The sequence below is a fragment of the Chitinophaga silvisoli genome (assembly GCF_003412465.1).
GTDB lineage: Bacteria > Bacteroidota > Bacteroidia > Chitinophagales > Chitinophagaceae > Chitinophaga > Chitinophaga silvisoli.
In genome coordinates this window covers 34,360-51,660 of the sequence record NZ_QTJV01000002.1, presented here as the reverse complement: position 1 = coordinate 51,660, position 17,301 = coordinate 34,360, and the positions used below count along the sequence as shown (strand labels likewise).

At 45.0% G+C, this 17,301-nt stretch carries 15 protein-coding genes; 6 read left to right on the top strand and 9 right to left on the bottom strand.

Features of this window, described 5'->3' with window-relative positions; all coding sequences use genetic code 11:
* Window positions 1-2: 2 nt before the first annotated feature.
* From DXN04_RS06245 to DXN04_RS06230, 4 genes are all read left to right on the top strand, one after another.
* Entirely contained in the window at window positions 3-1,274 is a 1,272-nt protein-coding gene (locus DXN04_RS06245) for a hypothetical protein (RefSeq protein WP_147319852.1), read from the top strand.
* Window positions 1,275-1,338: 64 nt separating this feature from the next.
* Window positions 1,339-2,874 (top strand): hypothetical protein, encoded by a 1,536-nt coding sequence (locus tag DXN04_RS06240; RefSeq protein ID WP_116852483.1) that lies wholly within the window; start codon window positions 1,339-1,341, stop codon window positions 2,872-2,874.
* Between the two features lie 3 nt (window positions 2,875-2,877).
* Entirely contained in the window at window positions 2,878-3,492 is a 615-nt protein-coding gene (locus DXN04_RS06235) for an OmpA family protein (RefSeq protein WP_116852482.1), read from the top strand.
* Window positions 3,489-4,028 carry a retropepsin-like aspartic protease family protein gene (locus DXN04_RS06230; protein WP_116852481.1) on the top strand — a complete coding sequence of 180 codons (540 nt, stop codon included), beginning with the start codon at window positions 3,489-3,491 and terminating at the stop codon, window positions 4,026-4,028. Before DXN04_RS06235 ends, DXN04_RS06230 begins: the two co-directional genes overlap by 4 nt.
* A gap of 40 nt (window positions 4,029-4,068) precedes the next feature.
* On the opposite strand, the gene DXN04_RS06225 is transcribed toward DXN04_RS06230, so the two are convergent.
* The 6 genes from DXN04_RS06225 to DXN04_RS06200 form a co-directional block, all read right to left on the bottom strand.
* Complete coding sequence (locus DXN04_RS06225) at window positions 4,069-4,797, bottom strand: PoNe immunity protein domain-containing protein (RefSeq protein ID WP_116852480.1); 729 nt, start codon at window positions 4,795-4,797, stop codon at window positions 4,069-4,071.
* Between the two features lie 26 nt (window positions 4,798-4,823).
* Window positions 4,824-6,206: a PAAR-like protein gene (locus DXN04_RS06220; protein ID WP_116852479.1), complete on the bottom strand. Its 1,383-nt coding sequence runs from the start codon at window positions 6,204-6,206 to the stop codon at window positions 4,824-4,826.
* 77 nt (window positions 6,207-6,283) lie between these two features.
* Window positions 6,284-7,150: a hypothetical protein gene (locus DXN04_RS06215; RefSeq protein ID WP_116852478.1), complete on the bottom strand. Its 867-nt coding sequence runs from the start codon at window positions 7,148-7,150 to the stop codon at window positions 6,284-6,286.
* A 2-nt stretch (window positions 7,151-7,152) separates the two neighbouring features.
* Window positions 7,153-9,030 carry a type VI secretion system Vgr family protein gene (locus DXN04_RS06210; protein ID WP_116852477.1) on the bottom strand — a complete coding sequence of 626 codons (1,878 nt, stop codon included), beginning with the start codon at window positions 9,028-9,030 and terminating at the stop codon, window positions 7,153-7,155.
* A gap of 114 nt (window positions 9,031-9,144) precedes the next feature.
* Window positions 9,145-9,651 (bottom strand): N-acetyltransferase, encoded by a 507-nt coding sequence (locus DXN04_RS06205; protein WP_116853366.1) that lies wholly within the window; start codon window positions 9,649-9,651, stop codon window positions 9,145-9,147.
* Window positions 9,652-9,721: 70 nt separating this feature from the next.
* Window positions 9,722-11,116: an aminotransferase-like domain-containing protein gene (locus DXN04_RS06200; RefSeq protein ID WP_116852476.1), complete on the bottom strand. Its 1,395-nt coding sequence runs from the start codon at window positions 11,114-11,116 to the stop codon at window positions 9,722-9,724.
* A 99-nt stretch (window positions 11,117-11,215) separates the two neighbouring features.
* On the opposite strand from DXN04_RS06200, the gene DXN04_RS06195 reads away from it, so the two are divergent.
* Window positions 11,216-11,578, top strand: coding sequence for a hypothetical protein (locus tag DXN04_RS06195; RefSeq protein ID WP_116852475.1), 363 nt, complete (start codon window positions 11,216-11,218; stop codon window positions 11,576-11,578).
* Between the two features lie 49 nt (window positions 11,579-11,627).
* On the opposite strand, the gene DXN04_RS06190 is transcribed toward DXN04_RS06195, so the two are convergent.
* Together DXN04_RS06190 and DXN04_RS06185 are read right to left on the bottom strand one after the other, a co-directional pair.
* On the bottom strand, window positions 11,628-11,852 hold the full coding sequence (locus tag DXN04_RS06190; protein WP_116852474.1) for a ferredoxin: 225 nt from the start codon (window positions 11,850-11,852) through the stop codon (window positions 11,628-11,630).
* Window positions 11,845-13,074, bottom strand: a complete 1,230-nt coding sequence (locus tag DXN04_RS06185; RefSeq protein ID WP_116852473.1) for a peptidase U32 family protein — start codon at window positions 13,072-13,074, stop codon at window positions 11,845-11,847. The genes DXN04_RS06190 and DXN04_RS06185 overlap by 8 nt, the downstream gene beginning before the upstream one ends.
* A gap of 498 nt (window positions 13,075-13,572) precedes the next feature.
* Between DXN04_RS06185 and DXN04_RS06180 the strand changes: the two genes are divergently transcribed.
* Window positions 13,573-15,939 carry a glycoside hydrolase family 3 N-terminal domain-containing protein gene (locus DXN04_RS06180; protein ID WP_199414996.1) on the top strand — a complete coding sequence of 789 codons (2,367 nt, stop codon included), beginning with the start codon at window positions 13,573-13,575 and terminating at the stop codon, window positions 15,937-15,939.
* Between the two features lie 180 nt (window positions 15,940-16,119).
* On the opposite strand, the gene DXN04_RS06175 is transcribed toward DXN04_RS06180, so the two are convergent.
* Window positions 16,120-17,271 carry a PDDEXK nuclease domain-containing protein gene (locus tag DXN04_RS06175; RefSeq protein WP_116852472.1) on the bottom strand — a complete coding sequence of 384 codons (1,152 nt, stop codon included), beginning with the start codon at window positions 17,269-17,271 and terminating at the stop codon, window positions 16,120-16,122.
* Window positions 17,272-17,301: the final 30 nt, after the last annotated feature.

Below are 17,301 nucleotides of genomic sequence, written 5' to 3'. Positions count from 1 at the left end.
AAATGAAAGTAATCTATATTTTACTGGTTAGCCTTGTTTGGGTACAGATAGCAGGAGCGCAGACAGTGACAAAACCATCGTATGACAGTGCGGTGGATTATTTGAATTGCAGGGCAGTAGCGCAATCATTGAAGGGGAATGTGCATGAGCGGGATTTTAACGCAGCATGTCACTGTGGAGAGACTAATTATGCAGGTATCAAGTCATTTCTTGATAATGCACAGGATCTGGATGCTACGGGTAAGCTGGCATCAGAAATAGACAAGTTAAAAGGCGAGTACAATAAAGACCTCAATAAAGGGAAGACGGTGGTGTTCCTTTCAAATACTGTATTTTCCGATAAGGACGGGCATCCCAAATTATTTGCTTTTGCAGAGAAAAGAAAGGGAGATGAAATGAAGAAGTTCAAGACATCTCTTGAGAATGATCTGTTAGCAAGATTGACTGTTACAGCTCCTGCCAGTTCTCCTGATACTCCTCATAATGAAGGCGTTCATAATGATGATTCTCAAAAGCTGCCTAAGCCTGACCAGGAGCATACCTCTAAGAACACCGTGGATGGAGTGAGCATGCCTTTCATTATTTATTCCCTGATCTTCGCTCTTATACTGGCGGGTATTACCTTGTATCTGGCGTTGAAGATGGCGCGTAGTGCGAGAGAAAATGACCTGAGAAATATGGCCAGGGAATTGAAGGAGTATGTGCAGTTTGAAATAGGCAAATTGAATAGTGGTAATGAGCCGCCTGCTAATAATAAGAAGCAGCCTAAAGACCTGCCTGCTACCAGGAATGAAGTACAGGACCTGTTTAGCAGGTTAAATACCCTGGAATCATTAGTGGAAAAGCTCCGTCAAAAGAGCGAGACTCCCGTAGCTCCAGTGCCGCCGGCTCCAGGCCCGCAAAAGGCAGTGACCCCTGTGCCAGAGACGCAGCCAGTAGTGGAAACTAAAAAGGAAGTTTTCTTTCTTTCCACTCCCAATTCAAATGGCTCGTTCAATGACAGCTCTGCTACCACCACTTTCAGGGAGGGGGCTTCCATTTACAGGTTTACAAAAGAATCTTTCAATAAGGCGACTTTCTGTATTGATGAGAGAGAAGCGTCTATCAAGCTGGCGCTGCAATATCCTGATAAGAGTATAGATCCGGTGTGTGAAGCATTGAATGCGTATAATCCAAAGGCGAGCAGAATCGTCACCAAGAGCCCTGGAACGGCAGAATTACACGGTGAGAACTGGGTGCTAAAGACTAAAGCGAAAATCAGTTATGAAGGTTGAAAATTTTGAGATTTTTTTAGTCTGTATTATCGTTTGTATCCAGCTGTACGTCTTTTGGCGTACCATGATGCAAATAAAACTATTCAGACATATTATCCCTGCAGAAAATGCATTGTCTGTAACGAAGTTGCTGGTGCCTGTTGTTGATCTTGAAAGGTTATCGCCGAAAGAGATCCTGGCAAACAGGAATAAATATAAGGCGGAGAATCTGACCCTGGACCGGTTCCCGGAGGATGATGAAGATGACTATGAATATGAAGAAGATGAAGATGAAGAGGATCCCGCGGAAGATATAGATGCCGCGTACGAAAGGATGAAGCTGATTGAAAAGATCAAAGCTTCAGATGTACCACGGAAAGAGATCAGCATTATTGAAAGCGGTGCCTATAATAATGTCGTCTTTGTAAAGATCCTTTATTCGATCAACAATTACCTGATCCGCAACAGTGGTGCATCATCCGATTTCAACCTGATCAAGGATGTGGTAGAACGTAATACCAGTGTGGTAGAAGAAGATATCAATCTCTCTATCGGTGTGCCTCTTTACCTGGGGCTGATGGGTACTATGCTGGGTATCGTAATTGCCTTGTTCAACATGCCTGAACTGAATGCCAGTGTAAAACTGGATATTGGTATTGAGTCATTGATCGGTGGTGTAAAGATTGCGATGATCGCAAGTTTCGTAGGATTGCTGTGTACGATTGTTCATTCGGGCTGGTTATTCAAAGGAGCCAGGAGTTTTAATGAAGCACGGAAGAATGAATTGTATACATTTATCCAGATCCAGTTGCTGCCGATCATTAACCAGGGATTAGCGAATACACTGGATTCCCTGCAAAGGAACCTGATGAAGTTTAACTCGGAGTTTACCACAAACCTGAATAAACTGAATGGCATCTTTGATACGAACAGGCAAGCCATCCTGGAACAGAAAGAGGTGCTGCAGATGCTGGATGAAGGCAAAGTAGCCGATATGGCTAAATTCAATGTACATGTATTGAAGCAGCTGACTCTCTCTGTGGAACAGTTTGAGAAGTTCAATAAATACCTCACGAACGTCAATGAGTTTGTGGATAACTCGCAGCAGATGGTGCGGAAAACGAATGAATTGCTTGAAAGAACCGGTGACTTCAAAGTAGTTGCTGATACGATTGATAATCGTTTGCATCAAAGCTCACAACTCCTGAATTTCCTTTCTGAGCATTTCAATAAACTGGAACAGCAGAAGGAATTTGCAGCGAATGCGGTGGCGGATGTTAGTTATCATATTACTGACACTTTCCAGGAGTTGAAGCAGCACATTATCAGTTCCAGTGAGGCTGTGAAGCAATTTACGGTTGATGAAACAGAGGTCTTGAAAGCAGCCATGTCTGAAAGTAAGATGAACCTGGGGAATCTTGAACATTTACAGACCCTGAAGACGGATGTGATCCAGTTTAAGAACAGCTCTGCATCGCAGGGTGAAAGACTGAAACAGGCGCTGGATGATATGAACAGGAACATGGCGAAAACGCTGGTGGTGCTTGAACAAATTCAGAAGAACAGTGAAAAGGGAATTGTAAATTCTATAAAAAAACTCTTCGGATCCGGAAAATCATAGTCTATGAAGGGAAAAGGAGCAGGGTTTTTCTGGCCTAGTTTTACAGACCTGATGACCAGTTTGTTTTTTATCATGCTGGTACTATACGTACTTACATTTCTGAAACTTACTTATCAGCAAAAGGCCACAGAAGAACAATTAAAGAAGATCAAGGAGATCCAGGCGGCTGTGACGGAATTACCCAGGGAGTATTTTGCCTATGATTCTACTTACAAGCGGTTTTCGTTGGTACAGAATATTGAGTTTGACAGGGGGAAAGATGTTATTAAGCCGGATGACGAGGTGTACCTGAGCAAAGTAGGAGAGTCTATCAGTAAGCTGATCAAAGACCTGGCAGCAAAGTATGCGGGCCAGGACATTAAGTATGTGGTGATTATAGAAGGGATGGCCTCTAATGATAATTACAGCGATAATTTTCCTTTAAGTTACAAGCGTGCCTGGGCGGTGTTGAAGTTATGGCAGCGGGAGAACATAGTGCCTGATCCGAAGGTGTGTGAAGTGCAGGTGGCGGGTTCCGGTACTGGTGGCATTGGTCGGTATGCTCCTAAAGATGAAATAAAGAATCAGCGTATTTTGATTCAGATAGTCCCAAAAATCGGTGAAATAAAAATCGAATGAAACAGTTATTTATAATGTTGAGTGTCGTCCTCTTCCTGTCCGGATGTTCCGGTTTTTCACAATCAGGAAGACGGAAAGGTCATAAACATCCTGCCACAGACACGGTGGCGCAGGCACCTGCTACAACAATAGACGCGCCCAACCCGGAAGGTAGAACAGTGGTGAAAATGGAGAAGATTAATGGTGTATACCAGGTGCCTATTGAGGTGAATGATGTACGAATGCATTTCATCTTTGATACGGGTGCAGGCATGATTTCTATCTCGGAAACGGAAGCACTTTTCTTATATAAACAGGGCACTTTAACGAAAGAAGATATCCTGGGCAACGCAAGTTTTTCAGATGCAAACGGGGATATCTCAGAAGGTACAGTGGTGAACCTGCGTACGGTGAAGATTGGTGACCGGGTGCTGAGAAATGTACAGGCATCTGTGGTGCATAACCTGGACGCGCCTTTGTTGCTTGGGCAGAGTGCATTGGGGGGATTTATGAAGATCTCTATTGATTATAAAAGGGGAGAAATTATTTTTGAATAAAAATGAAAGTGGCGATGGTAATACCATCGCCGCTTTCATTTTATGTTTGCGGATAATAAGGGTTATCCTTAAAACTACTGTCATCCAGTCCCATTATTTTTACCACGGCGGCCACATCCCAGGCCCAGTACCCACTATACCCCCTGTCACGTGTATGTGAATTATACCAGGCGGATTGCTTTCTTAGCTGATACCAGTCTTCAAGATATTCCTTTACAGCTTCTTCAGCTTCTGATTTCGGGAGTTTAGTCAGGTCAAAAAGACGCTGGTCTATTTCAGGCGACATCGTGGTGTTTACATTCTCATTCGTATTCACTTTCATCTTCCCTCTGATCAGGTACCAGGCCAGTGCATCCGGTTTCCATCCTTCAGGGGCATCTTTATCGGCTTGTTCAAGGTATTTGACCAGGCGTTGAAATTCAGCATCCGGAATATCCAATAAGACACCTTTGGCTAAGAGGTTGAGGAAATCTTCGTAGGTAGGATCTTCTTTGTTCCATCCTTTCACCAGGTTGTCAAGCGCACGCAGATAGATATCTTTCAGGCTAGCAAAAGGCTTTCCCAAAGAATATTCCAGGTCCATGAGGATGTTTAGTTTGCTGGCCCGGGACCAGTAGTGAAATGGTCTGGTAGGTTCAGGGGAGGCCGCAATGATCTGTTCGAAGCGTTCTATTTCCTTCTGGAAATACTTTGCATCTTTGTATTGAGCTCTCACCCTGAAGTTGTCCGTATCTTTGGTGCCACCAAAAAGTTTACCGAATATTCCCATAATATTTCAATTGATGCTAAAATAATTTAAAATAACCAATCGACTAGTTTTGAACCAGCACTACTGCCTGCCAGGCCTCCTATGATACCTCCTACAACCCCACCAATCACCGTACCAATTCCAGGGCAGATGGCGGTACCAATTACCGCACCTATTTCAGCACCTGCCCATGCACCTGCTGCACCACCGATGGCGCTACCTGTGGCTTGCTGGGTTTTGTCGCCAAAGCCACCTTCTTCATTATAGGCTTTATAAATGAAGGCGGCATCGATGGCGATACCTACTACTATCAGGCCTCTGCCTACCACTTTCCCGGTTGTTTTGAGGACGGGTGTAGACTCCATGAACTGGGCTCCTTTCCACAGTGCTTTATTGGCTCTTATAGCAGCGCTGCTCTCCTGCACGCCCTTTGCAAAGTTGGATGCCGCCAGTGCCTTTATGGGTCTGGAATTACGTAGAGAAGAGCGGGCTGAGTTGATCATCCGGCTGGCCATCGATTGGGGCTTCATCTCCAGTGTTTCAAACTGGCCGCGGGTCGCCTTGGCACCTGTGGAGGTGTGTGTTTCGGAGGATAAGCCTTCGCGGATCACTCCCTTTTCATTTTTATCAGTATAGATCACTTCCCGCTCTAAGGTGCCATTCTGATTGGCTGTGCGCATGGCCTGTTCATCGGCCGGATTGGCGATTGCGCCGCGATCCAGGTGATTCTCTACCCAGGATTCACTCAGTTCCTTGCCATTACGCACTGTATTTTCAATTCTTGCCGTTCCATATTTACCATCTGTGGTTCTCATCACACCTGATTTCTCATAGGCACCATCGATACCGCTGGCAGTGGGTTTATCAATATCGATTACAGGATGTTCCTCCCTGATATCCCTCCAGCCATTCTCCCTATGGTAAACGTTATCATTCATTTCACCATAGTTACCTTTCCGGGCATGGTTGCCGGTTTCTGTGGTGAGTGAAATAAGACCATTCTTTACATCATAGATTACGCCACGCTGGTTATAGTCAATGACACCTTTATAGTTGGCCCACTGTGCGGTGAGGCCAAGGCCTGTAAAGCCAAAATCAAAATAGCTGCCCTGTGGTACAGTGAAATCTACTTTGATTTTGCCGCCGGCTTTGCACAGCAGGTTGGCATCTTCAAATACCATTTTGAAAGAGTTCACTTTCACGCCCTGGTTACACTTATCCCAGTAGAGGGGATCAAATTTGCAGGGGCCGCCGGTGACGCTACAGCGACCAAAGGGTTTTATATTTTCGCCCGGCACCATGTCTGCCTCACTGACCATCTTCTCTCCATACAACTTAGAGTTGTTATCATGTGTAACGCTTATTTGCGTGGGTAATTGTCCTTTATCGCAGGTCAGCCAGGATTTGTCCGGGATGTATTTTTTACTCATAATTTCGGGTTTAATGGGGCAGAACTCATTGGATAATACAATGTGAAATGAGTCACGACCGGTTTAATGGATGAATCTTAAAAGGGGAGTGCGACTTCCTTTTTAAGATTTTCAAGTTCGATGCGTTGTTCCTGGAACGCTGCTTTGGTGAGTTTTTTCAGCTGGTGTGCGGAACTTACATTGTACCAGATGCCAACACCTGTGGACAGATAGAGTTCGGCGTTTTCCAGACTGCCATCTTCAGAGAACTGGTACTGCTCTTCCAGTGTCAGGTCCAGTGTAGCATCGATATTGTATTTATGGGTTAAGTCTTTTAGCATTCTGGAAAAAGCATTGCGGTCAAAGGCCGGTTCATTTAAACTGCCGGTGGTTGTAATTAGATTACCTATTACTTTTCGCTGTAGCTGTAGTGGCAGATCGATGTGGCCGAAGTAATGTCTGAGTGTTAGTAACTCGTTTTCTTCTTCATTGAAATTTCGAAACCAGTTCTGGAAAAAGAACCGCCAGGAGCTGTATCCCTTAAAGGAGTCAACCAGTTTAGGTTTATCTTCCAGCAGTTTTGTGGTTTCTTCCAGCAAGGGGGAGATGAATTCTTTTGGATATTTCTTTTTCAGGTTTTTCTCAAAGCCGGTCTGCCATTTCAATTTCAGGTTATTGAGTTGGAGCAGGTCGGAGAGATGGCCTTCGGGCGTAGTTTTGAACAGCAGTTCTGATTGCAGTTCATCCATATCACCACTATAATAATGCAGCAGGGAGCTTCCCTGCATGACCTGTTCATAGAGTTTGTATTCGAAGACAAGATGTGTAGCTTGCTGATCAACCAGTGTAAAGCTGATCAGTTTATCCTGTACAAACTCCAGTTTCTTTTGGCCAATAGTGGTTTTATTGGCAGTGGTGACGAGATAATATTCTTTTACGTGTTTTGGGGGAATTACTCTTTTCATGATCAGGCCTGGTTTATTTCTACAGAATCGCTTCCAATCACAAATGTGTTGGTGCCACCGCCAAGATTTGTCTTCACACTGCCTTTGAACTTAGCTTCGCCGCTTTCACTTTCGATGTTCACATCACCTGTTTTAGCAATGGTATGGATCTTACCGTCACTGGCAGTTGTAAAGATGCCTTCTTTGGAGATTTCGATCTTATTTTCACCGACCTGGATCAGGATCTTGGTCTTACCATCCAATATGATAGTGCCATCCGCGTCCATAGATAAAACGCTGGTGGGTGGGGCATCTTTTGTACCACCTACATTGATTACATTGGTGCTACCTGCATTGATCAGGTTATTGGTACCAGCGTTGAGGGTACTGTTTTTACTGGCATTGGTTACAGCATTGCCTGCACCATCAAACTTCATATCGGCACCACCTTTATCTGTCAGGTGTACACTTCCTTCCTGGTCATTCAGGATGAGTTTATTGCCGCTACGGCTTTGCAGGGCTTTGATATCGTTGCCTGCATTGCTATAGGTATTACCTGCACTCCTGTGGTAGACGGCACCGATTACAAAAGGTTTGGTTGCTACATCGCCTTCAAAGCCGATGATGGTTTCTTCACCTTTTTCGGGAATGAAGAACTGGCCTTTGCCGCCGCCGGCGTGAGGTGTGGTCACTCTTATCCAGGGGCTTTTCTCCGTTTCTTTCATCCAGTGAAACCTGACCTGTATTCGACCGAGGCCCAGTGGATCATGGTTGTCAGTGACGATGGCACTCTGTGTTTCGCAAACGGGTTCTGCCGGCACTTCGACTGGTGGCAGGATAACAGATGCAGGTATGGCGGTGAAGTCATTATCATAGTTACCTTTTCCATTCACCCTGTGATTGATGCTGGTAATGCGGTATTGACCATATCCCTCTGTTTCTCCGCTTCCATAGAGATTGTTGCCACTGATATCTACAGTGTCACCAAGGGCTACCTGTGGATTGCCGCTATAGCCAGTAAACCGGACCATTCTGCTGGCTTCTAAAGCGCTGCGTAGGGTGGCCAGTTTGTCCTGCTGGCTTTTGTTATTGGCAAAGCGATAGTTCCATTGTTTGGGTTGAGTGCTATATAGTTTGTTTGAAGAATTATATACGGTTTGGCCGAGTTGATTCAGTCCGGCTCTTTGTTCTACGCCATCGGGAGAGCTGACATACACCTGGCTGCTCTGGTAATCCCAGGTTACGTATTTATGTTGAGAGCTGATGGCTTTCAGGCTGATGGCGAATTGACTGAGGTTACTGCCATACACCAGGGATGCCTTGCTTTTATCTTTTGGTGGGCCAATTACAAGGCTGCTTCCGTTCCAGTACAACCATTCCCCGTAGGAGGCAGCCATGCGTTGCAGGAACTCCCAGGCAGTTTCTTTATACTGTACGGTATAGCCCAGCACATCGGCATAAACGGGGTTTATGTCAGGTGCAAGCTGATCAGCGGGAAAGACTGCTATTACATCGTTCAGGATGGCTTTCAGGTCCTTCTTTTTCCAGCTTTTGCAATGTGGTCCACTATCGAGAATAATGGTGGGGCTATAGCCTGTAAGCATGACTTCTTCCGTTCTGCCAGTAAGGCGAATGCTTTCTACATCCGTAATTACACCACGAAACAGGAGCGGATTGCCTGTAGCTGCTTCAGCGCTAATGGCTGATATGTGGGCTTCGAAAGTTGCGCCAATCAGGTCTTTGGACTTTGTGAGTAAGCCTGCCTGGCCATCAATAGCTTCGGAAGGGCAAACCAGGGTAAACGTGTGATGAGAAAAGATGTGCTGGGTTAAAGTAAAGGAACTGAAAAGGGTTACGGGTTTTTCGTCAATGCGAAATATGGTTTCGGTGAGCTGGGACATAACAACAATTTTATGAATCTTAAAAATACGAAATTTTTAAGAGGGTGGGAATAGCGGATTTTAGGTATTCTGTAATGGTGAATGATTGAATAATACCGCTATTCCCACTTGATTTTACCGGATCATACTCACATATTTCAAGGGCAGTTCTGTAGCCTGAAAGCCGGTTTTTGTTAAGGTAAATCCTTTGCTTTCGAAATAAAGTATCAGGGGATTTTGGGCATATTCAGTGATCCAGATACCGTCTACCCCCTGGCAGACACTGAGGCATTTTTCGAAGAGGGAATCGATGACGGCTGGTGTAGCATACTTGTGTAGTACCCCGAAATCAGCAATACACATGGCCCGTTTTCCAGCTAATAGAGCCGGTCTTTCGCCTTTGGATGTAATGCAGGCATAACCGGCAGGAGTATCGTCTACATAGACCACCAGCCATTGGTTGGACATATCGTTGGTTTCGGCAATAAGTGTTGCTTTGTTGAAATGTTTGTGAATATAGTCAGTGAGTATTTGCTCATCTACCAGGGAAGAGAATTTTTCAATCGCCAGTTCTCTTGTGAGGTGTGACAGTATATCTCTACCCTGCTGCGAACCCAGGGTGAATTTTGTATTGATCTTCATGACAGCAAAACTATAGGGATTGCCTGAAGCATACATCGTACAGAAATTGAAATTCTAAGCAGTACAGCTATTAGCGGAATTGCCTGCCGGCGAGTTGTAGCGCCTCGATTCTTTTAGGTGAAAATTTATCAGCAAAGACGAGTCTGAAATGTTTGCTGAAAGCACCTGAAAATGAGAAGGTGTAGCCGGGAGTAAAGCGTACGCCAATCTTTTCGCAGTGCTCATAGAACGCTGTCATATCAATATGATCAGGCATTTTTACCCAGAGGTTGTAGCCTCCTGAGGGTGTTTGGAGTGTAGTGCCTTCGGGGAAGTAGGTTGAAATGAGTTGTGTGGCGAGATAGGCATTTCTTGCCAGTTGCATTCTGAAAGTGCGGAGGTGGCGATCGTAGCTGTTGCCGGATAAGAGGCTGTTGACGGTTTCCTGGTAGAGTGGGGAAACAGTGCTGCCGAGTGCAAACTTAATTTGCTCTGCCCGCTGCATAAATTTGCCCGCCGATAGCCAACCCAGGCGTATGCCGGGAGCGAGTGTTTTTGAGAAGGAGGAATAGGTAAGTACGAGTCCGCTATCATCAAACTTCTTGATGGTCGGGGGACGGGGACCGTGGAAATTCAGGTCACCGTAGATGTCGTTTTCTATGATTGCCATATGGTATTGGTGGGCGATGGCCAGTAAGGCGAGTCTTTGCTCATAGGAGAGCAGGGTGCCGGTAGGGTTCTGAAAATTAGGAGTGACGATGACGGCCTTTACAGTATTGGCCTGACAGGCTTTTTTCAGGAAGTCAACGTCAAAACCGGCGGGGATTTCGATTACCTTGAGATTGAGCATCCTGATGACTTCTAATACAGAGAAGACGCAGGGGCTTTCGATAGCGATGACATCGCCTGTATTGCATATGGCAGCAAGTGCGATATACAGGGCTTGTAAGGCACCGTCAGTGATGAGGAGTTCTTCGGGGTTGAGGATGGTTTGATGGGTGCCGGCGCGTTTTACGATATTTTCTATCAGGGCTGGAGAGCCATTGGAAGGATAATATCTCAGGAGGTTGGCACCTTGTTCCCTGATCACCTGTTGCATGGTGCGGAGCACCAGTTTTTGTGGCATGAGGAGGTCACCGGGGGCGGCTACATTGAATTCAGAGAGTTTTCTGCCGGCCCTCAGGGAGGTGGTGAGGCCCAGGTGATGTTTGAAAACAGGATCTCTGACTACGGGCGTGTGTTTGGTTTTGGGTGCTTGTTTGGTGATGATGGGTTTGCTGCTGACGTAGTAACCAGATTTGGGGATGCTTTCAACCAGTCCACGGATCATGAGGTATTCGTACCCATTTTGAATGGTGCTGATGCTTGTTTGGTATTGTTCTTTCAGTTCACGGACAGAGGGAAGTTTGTGGCCGGGTTTGAAGATGCCGTCCATGATATTTTTTTCAATATCTCTGGTAAATACTTCGAATTTGTATGTTTTCACCTCTGTATTGCTAACTTTTACAAAATTTTGGATCTGTACTGCAAAGCTAGGGAAAACACACTTATGGTTTTAGTATCTTAAGGTGCTAATTGATATTGTATGTTTAAATATTTAAGCCTTTTGGTATGGCTTACTTGTTATCGGCCGGGTATTGATGGTGTATATCACCGGGAAATGTTGAATAGCGGGATGGATGGAGATGATGACAGGTGGGAATTGATATTAAAGCCGGATTCCAGTTTTACGTATTCGTTTCGTCACAAGCCCGCAATGATTCTTGAAGAGGATACCTTTAAAATGAGGGGTTGGTGGAGTGTTAAAAATGATACTTTGACCTTGAAATCATTTAGCCGTCCTTTTGTCGTTGATTTGTTAGTAAGGAAAGATAGTTTGCGCTTAGCGGCAAATAATGTATCCAACTTAGGCAGTGCGTTTTATTTTGGTGCATTGGCGAAAAGATAATATGGAGTAAGATGAAGCGCGTGTACTAGCAAGCGCTTCATCTGAATGATTATCCAAGGGTTTTTATAATCTTCACCGGGCAGGCTGCTGCCACAACTTTCGTTTCTTTTATCAGCAGGTTATTCACCACCAGGACATCGGTTTCTCTTTTCTCTTCTGCGCCCAGCAATACGGCTTTGCCGTCTTTACGGCTCATCCTCCACAATTCCGGTTGCATTTCAAAACAAATACCGCAACCAATACATTTATCTCTATAATGTATAATCTTAGGCATTTACCAGTTTATATAATTTATCTGTTGCGGTGACTTTGTGCGGGAATGGGAAGGTAATGCTATCCCCTTTTACGGCTTTATCCTTTTTCTCACCATTCACCAGCACTGTATCAAAACTGATCTTTTCCATTCCAAAGGCATTGCCTGTCAATAGCAATTCATCGCCCTGCTGCAGGGTGCCTTTTTCAATAAAGAATTCCCCGACATTAATTTTAGGATAGAAGCGCACGCCTTTGCCTGCATAGATCTTCTTTTCTGTAGCAATAGAATCGGGCTTAGTGGTCCATTGGCCCATTTCCCTGCCAAGGTAATAACCTTCCCAGAATCCACGGTTATATACAGTGGATAAGCGGTTCATCCAGTCTTCAATAAGCGCAGCATTGTATGTGCCATTTTGGATAGCGGTGATTGCTTCGCGATAGCAGGTAGTCACGGTATGTACATAATCCGCCCCTTTACTGCGACCTTCTATTTTCAAAACAGTTACGCCCGATTGTAGAACTTCGTCCAGTATATTGATGGTACAAAGGTCTTGTGGAGACATGATGTATTCATTGTCTATTTCCAGTGCCTCTCCTGTTTCAGCATCTGATACCTTGTATTTACGGCGGCAGTTTTGCAGACATGCTCCCCGGTTGGCAGATGCATTTTTGCTATGCAGACTTAGGTAGCATTTTCCTGAAATGGCCATGCATAATGCACCGTGTACAAAGATTTCGATTTTTACCAGTTCACCATTCGGACCTTTGATCTGCTTGCGTTTGATCTCGTTGCAGATGAAGGCAATCTGTTTAAGGGTGAGTTCGCGTGCCAGTACAATGGTATCTGCAAAGCGGGCGAAGAACTGTACTGACTCCAGGTTACTCACATTGGCCTGTGTGGAAATGTGCAGTGTGATCCCCATCATGGTGCATGACTGAATCACGGCAAAGTCGGACGCAATTACAGCATCTACATGATGTTCCTTCACTGCTTTCAGTACCGACTGCAATAATTGCATGTCATATTCATACATCACCGTGTTCAGCGTGAGATAGCATTTTACCCCTGCTGCATGGCAACGTTCACTTACTTCTGCGATGTCACTGATGGTAAAACCGCCGGAGGAGCGGCTGCGCATGTTGAGTTGTTCTACACCAAAATAAATGGCGTTTGCACCGGCATTGATGGCAGCCTGCATAGCCTCGAATGAGCCAGCAGGCGATAATAGTTCTATGTCCATATGTGTGTGTCCCGTTGGCATGACGGGCACGCAAAGGTACTTTTTCCCATCAAGGCGAAGACTGACCAGGATCAGGTCTGATCGTCCGGAATGCTGACGAAGATCAGTTTTGTAAACCAGTAATAATTTGTGGGTTTCCTAAAATGGCTTATTATTGCTTCTGTGCGAAGCGTTATGATTAAGCATGCCGTTTAAGTTGAAATTTTGCGCTCTTTTTAGGGAGAAGCGGCACTCCGTTTTAAATACTGATGTTATGAAAAAACACTTACCAAAATATACAGGTACCTGGTCCCCCAGCACCTGGAGTGCAATTAATCCGGCCAGTTTGTAATAACGGAGCATATAGGACTGAAAGGCGACTCCTTGCACTGCAGACTTTAATTTATCCTATTAAAACAGGAAAGGAAACTCGTCAGGCCAGACATTGCATCTAAAAAACAGTGCTGCGCCTGCAGTCCTGGGATGTATAATTTTTGAGAACTATTAAATAAGTGATATATGAAAAAAATCTTGCTAAGCGGGATGGTGGCATTTGCAGCGATCAGCTGGAAGCCCGCACCCCCCATCATTACTATTGATGGCTATACCTTCAGGGATCTGAATGGCAATGGAAAACTGGACAGGTATGAAGATGAGCGTTTATCGATGGATGACCGGGTGGATGACCTGATCAGTAAAATGACGGATGATGAAAAAGCAAGTATGTTAATAGGCACAGGGATGCCGGGTTTTAATGGGTTGACACCTGTAGCAGGTGCGATTGAAGGAAAAGTGCCGGGTGCTGCGGGAGGCACCTATGGAATTCCAAGGCTGGGTATACCGGAGGTAATTGTAGCGGATGGTCCTGCGGGCTTGCGCATCAAGCCAATCAGAAAGGATACGAAAGCGACTTTTTATTGTACCGCATTCCCTGTAGGCACTGCATTGGCATCTACCTGGAATACTGCCTTATTGCAGGACGTAGGTAAGGCGATGGGACAGGAAGTGAAGGAATATGGTGTAGATGCATTATTGGCACCAGCGCTGAACATTATGCGGAACCCATTGTGTGGGCGTAATTTTGAATACTACTCAGAAGATCCGTTGATAGCAGGTAAGATGGCTGCTGCTATTGTGAATGGGGTACAGTCCAACGGAGTTGGTACGAGCATCAAGCATTTTGCGGCTAATAACAAGGAGACGAATCGTCTTTCTATCAATGAGCATATAGATGAAAGAACCATGCGGGAAATTTACCTGAGAGGTTTTGAAATAGCGGTGAAAGAATCTCAACCATGGACGGTGATGTCATCTTACAACCTGATTAATGGCACCTATACTTCTGCAAGAAAAGACCTGCTTACAGATATTCTGCGTGATGAATGGGGATTCAAAGGGATGGTGATGACTGACTGGTTTGGCGGCTATGCTGGTTTTAGGGACATCCAGGGTGGTACTAGCAATGTGGTGCAGCAGCTCAGTGCGGGCAATGACCTGCTGATGCCGGGATTACCAGCGCAGAAGCAGGCGATCCTGGAAGGTATGAAGAATGGGAGTCTGCCGAAAGAAGTGGTGAATACTGACCTGAAAAGGATCCTGACTTTCGTACTCCGCTCCCCTGCTATGTCGAAGTATGCTTACAGTAATAAGCCGGATCTGAAAGCTCATGCGGCTATTACCCGCCAGGCAGCAGCAGAAGGTATGGTGCTTTTAAAGAATGATCAGCAATTACTGCCTTATACCAATAAGACCGGGGAGATTGCGGCATTTGGCGTGACTTCTTACAATTTCATTGCAGGTGGTACGGGCAGTGGTGATGTGAATGAGGCCTATACTGTATCATTGATAGAAGGGCTGACGAATGCAGGTTATAAGGTAGACCAGGAACTGAAGCGACTATATGTGCCTTTTGTAAAGCATGCGAACTCCCAGGATTCACTTCGTAAGGTAAAAGAGGGATTACTGGCACTGCCACAGCGAATGAAAGAGATGGATGTGGATAAAGCGTTGATTGATAAAAAGGCGGCTACTGATGCATTGGCGATTTTCACGATTGGGCGTAACTCAGGAGAAGGAGGAGACAGGAAAGTGAATGAAGACTTCAACCTGGCGGCTGATGAAGTAGCGCTGATAGAAAATGTGACTGCAGCTTTTCATGCAAAAGGTAAGAAGGTAGTGGTGATCCTGAACATTGGAGGTGTGATTGAGACGGCTAGCTGGAAAGACAAGCCGGATGCTATTCTCCTGAGCTGGCAACCTGGCCAGGAAGGGGGTAATTCTGTTGCAGACATCATCGGTGGAAAAGTAAATCCCAGTGGCAGATTGACCATGACTTTCCCTGTGAAATATGAGGAAACACCTTCTGCGAAGAACTGGCTGGGTACACCGGCAGATAATCCTACTGACGTGACTTATGAAGAAGGTATTTATGTAGGCTACCGTTATTTCAACACGAAGAATATAAAGGTGTCTTATCCTTTTGGCTTTGGGGGTTCTTATACCACCTTTGCTTACAGTGATTTGAGGGTGGATAAAGATAAGCTGACGGTAAGTGTAACTGTAACGAATACTGGCAAGGTAGCGGGTAAGGAAGTGGTGCAGGTATACCTGGCGGCTCCGCATAATACCATTGACAAGCCGGCTGAGGAACTGAGGGCGTTTGCCAAGACGAAGGTGTTGAAACCTGGTGAGCGGGAAGTGGTGACACTGCAGTTGCATACAAAGGATTTGGCATCCTTTATTGAGGCAAAGCAAGCCTGGGTTGCGGAAGCGGGGAGATATACGGTGAAGGTGGGGAGTTCTTCACTGGATATTCGTCAGCAGGGTGAATTTATTTTGGATGATGAGTTGATAGTTGAAAAGGTGCATAGGGCTTTTGGGAAATAATAGTGAGGCCTTCAGGTCATTTGATCTGGAGGCTTTTGGTTAGGGGGTATTGAAATTGCGCAGCAACCTGCTGCGCAATTGAGTAGGTGGGTTATAATTGCGCAGCAGGTTGCTGCGTAATTATAAAAGTGTACTTTCTAATTGTGCAACAAGCTGTTGCACAATTGGAAGAATAGTGGATTATTTTTCTTCGTTTAGTTCGTTTTCTAAATCAGCTATTTCCGGCAATTGAGATTTGAGCTCTTCCGGAATGGCTTTGGCCAGTTGGTATTCAGCTACGCCGATTGGATGGCCAATGCCTTTTAAGGCGTATTCTGCCATTACTTCATTTTTCCCTTTGCAGAGCAGCATGCCTATAGTGTCAGTATCTCCGGGGCCTTTCAGGCGATCATTGACAACGTTGATGTAGAAATTGAGTTTGCCAGTGTCTTCGGGTTGGAAGTCCCTGGCTTTTAGTTCTACTACTACGTAGGCATGGAGGCGTATGTGATAGAGGAGCAGGTCGATGTAGAAATCCTGTCCTCCAATTTCAAGATGCACTTGTTTGCCGATGAATGCGAATCCTTTGCCTAATTCGAGCAGGAATTTGGTGATGTGATCTGTGAGTTGTTGTTCAATGTTTCTTTCATCGGCTTTTTCTTTTGCTTGTACAAAATCAAAGATGTAGGGATCTTTCATGATGTAGGTGGCAAATTCGGTGTCAGGTTCGGGAAGGGTCTTTGAGAAATTGGTGATCTTTTTGGCGGTGACCTGGCGTTCGAAAAGGTTGCTGTCGATTTGAGAGGCGAGAATGTTGCGGCTGTTGCCGTGTTCGATGGTGTTTAACATGTACCAGAAGCGTTTGCCCGGATCGGTAAGTTTATTTAATAAAATTACATGGTGTGACCAGGTGACTTTTGATACAATTGATTTTAAGAAGGTTTCTTCCTGTAATTGCGCAACAGGTTGTTGCGTAATTATAATTGATTGTTTTTCAATTGATATTAATTTATTGCTCCATTCGTAAGTGAAAGTTTTTCCTTCCCTGATTTCTTCTTCTAACTGATTGAAAGTTTGCAATATTGCTATTGGATATGCCTCAGCAAATTGCTTCATATAAAGCAGATTTCTGGAGGAAAACCCTTTAATAGCCGGAAATGCTTTTTTCAAATCAGCTTCTAAAAGAGAAATTATCTTCGCCCCCCAACCCTTCTCATGTTGGTGCTTAAGAATATAATTCCCCATGTCCCAGTAAAGATACAGCATATGCTTGTTGGCCGCTATTACCGTCTTTAATTGTGCTTGTTGGACTTTCTTTTTAATCTCATTTAATACTGTCATGTACTCTTGCATAGAAACAAACAATTTTAGTTGGTCTTTTAA

Bases quoted from the DNA above. Each gene is read 5' to 3' on its own strand.
- DXN04_RS06215 (WP_116852478.1), bottom strand. From the start codon at position 7,150: ATGAAAAGAGTAATTCCCCCAAAACACGTAAAAGAATATTATCTCGTC.
- DXN04_RS06240 (WP_116852483.1), top strand. From the start codon at position 1,339: ATGATGCAAATAAAACTATTCAGACATATTATCCCTGCAGAAAATGCA.
- DXN04_RS06245 (WP_147319852.1), top strand. From the start codon at position 3: ATGAAAGTAATCTATATTTTACTGGTTAGCCTTGTTTGGGTACAGATA.
- DXN04_RS06210 (WP_116852477.1), bottom strand. From the start codon at position 9,030: ATGTCCCAGCTCACCGAAACCATATTTCGCATTGACGAAAAACCCGTA.
- DXN04_RS06190 (WP_116852474.1), bottom strand. From the start codon at position 11,852: ATGCCTAAGATTATACATTATAGAGATAAATGTATTGGTTGCGGTATT.
- DXN04_RS06225 (WP_116852480.1), bottom strand. From the start codon at position 4,797: ATGGGAATATTCGGTAAACTTTTTGGTGGCACCAAAGATACGGACAAC.
- DXN04_RS06180 (WP_199414996.1), top strand. From the start codon at position 13,573: ATGAAAAAAATCTTGCTAAGCGGGATGGTGGCATTTGCAGCGATCAGC.
- DXN04_RS06185 (WP_116852473.1), bottom strand. From the start codon at position 13,074: ATGGACATAGAACTATTATCGCCTGCTGGCTCATTCGAGGCTATGCAG.
- DXN04_RS06195 (WP_116852475.1), top strand. From the start codon at position 11,216: ATGTTTAAATATTTAAGCCTTTTGGTATGGCTTACTTGTTATCGGCCG.
- DXN04_RS06205 (WP_116853366.1), bottom strand. From the start codon at position 9,651: ATGAAGATCAATACAAAATTCACCCTGGGTTCGCAGCAGGGTAGAGAT.
- DXN04_RS06220 (WP_116852479.1), bottom strand. From the start codon at position 6,206: ATGAGTAAAAAATACATCCCGGACAAATCCTGGCTGACCTGCGATAAA.
- DXN04_RS06235 (WP_116852482.1), top strand. From the start codon at position 2,878: ATGAAGGGAAAAGGAGCAGGGTTTTTCTGGCCTAGTTTTACAGACCTG.
- DXN04_RS06175 (WP_116852472.1), bottom strand. From the start codon at position 17,271: ATGCAAGAGTACATGACAGTATTAAATGAGATTAAAAAGAAAGTCCAA.
- DXN04_RS06230 (WP_116852481.1), top strand. From the start codon at position 3,489: ATGAAACAGTTATTTATAATGTTGAGTGTCGTCCTCTTCCTGTCCGGA.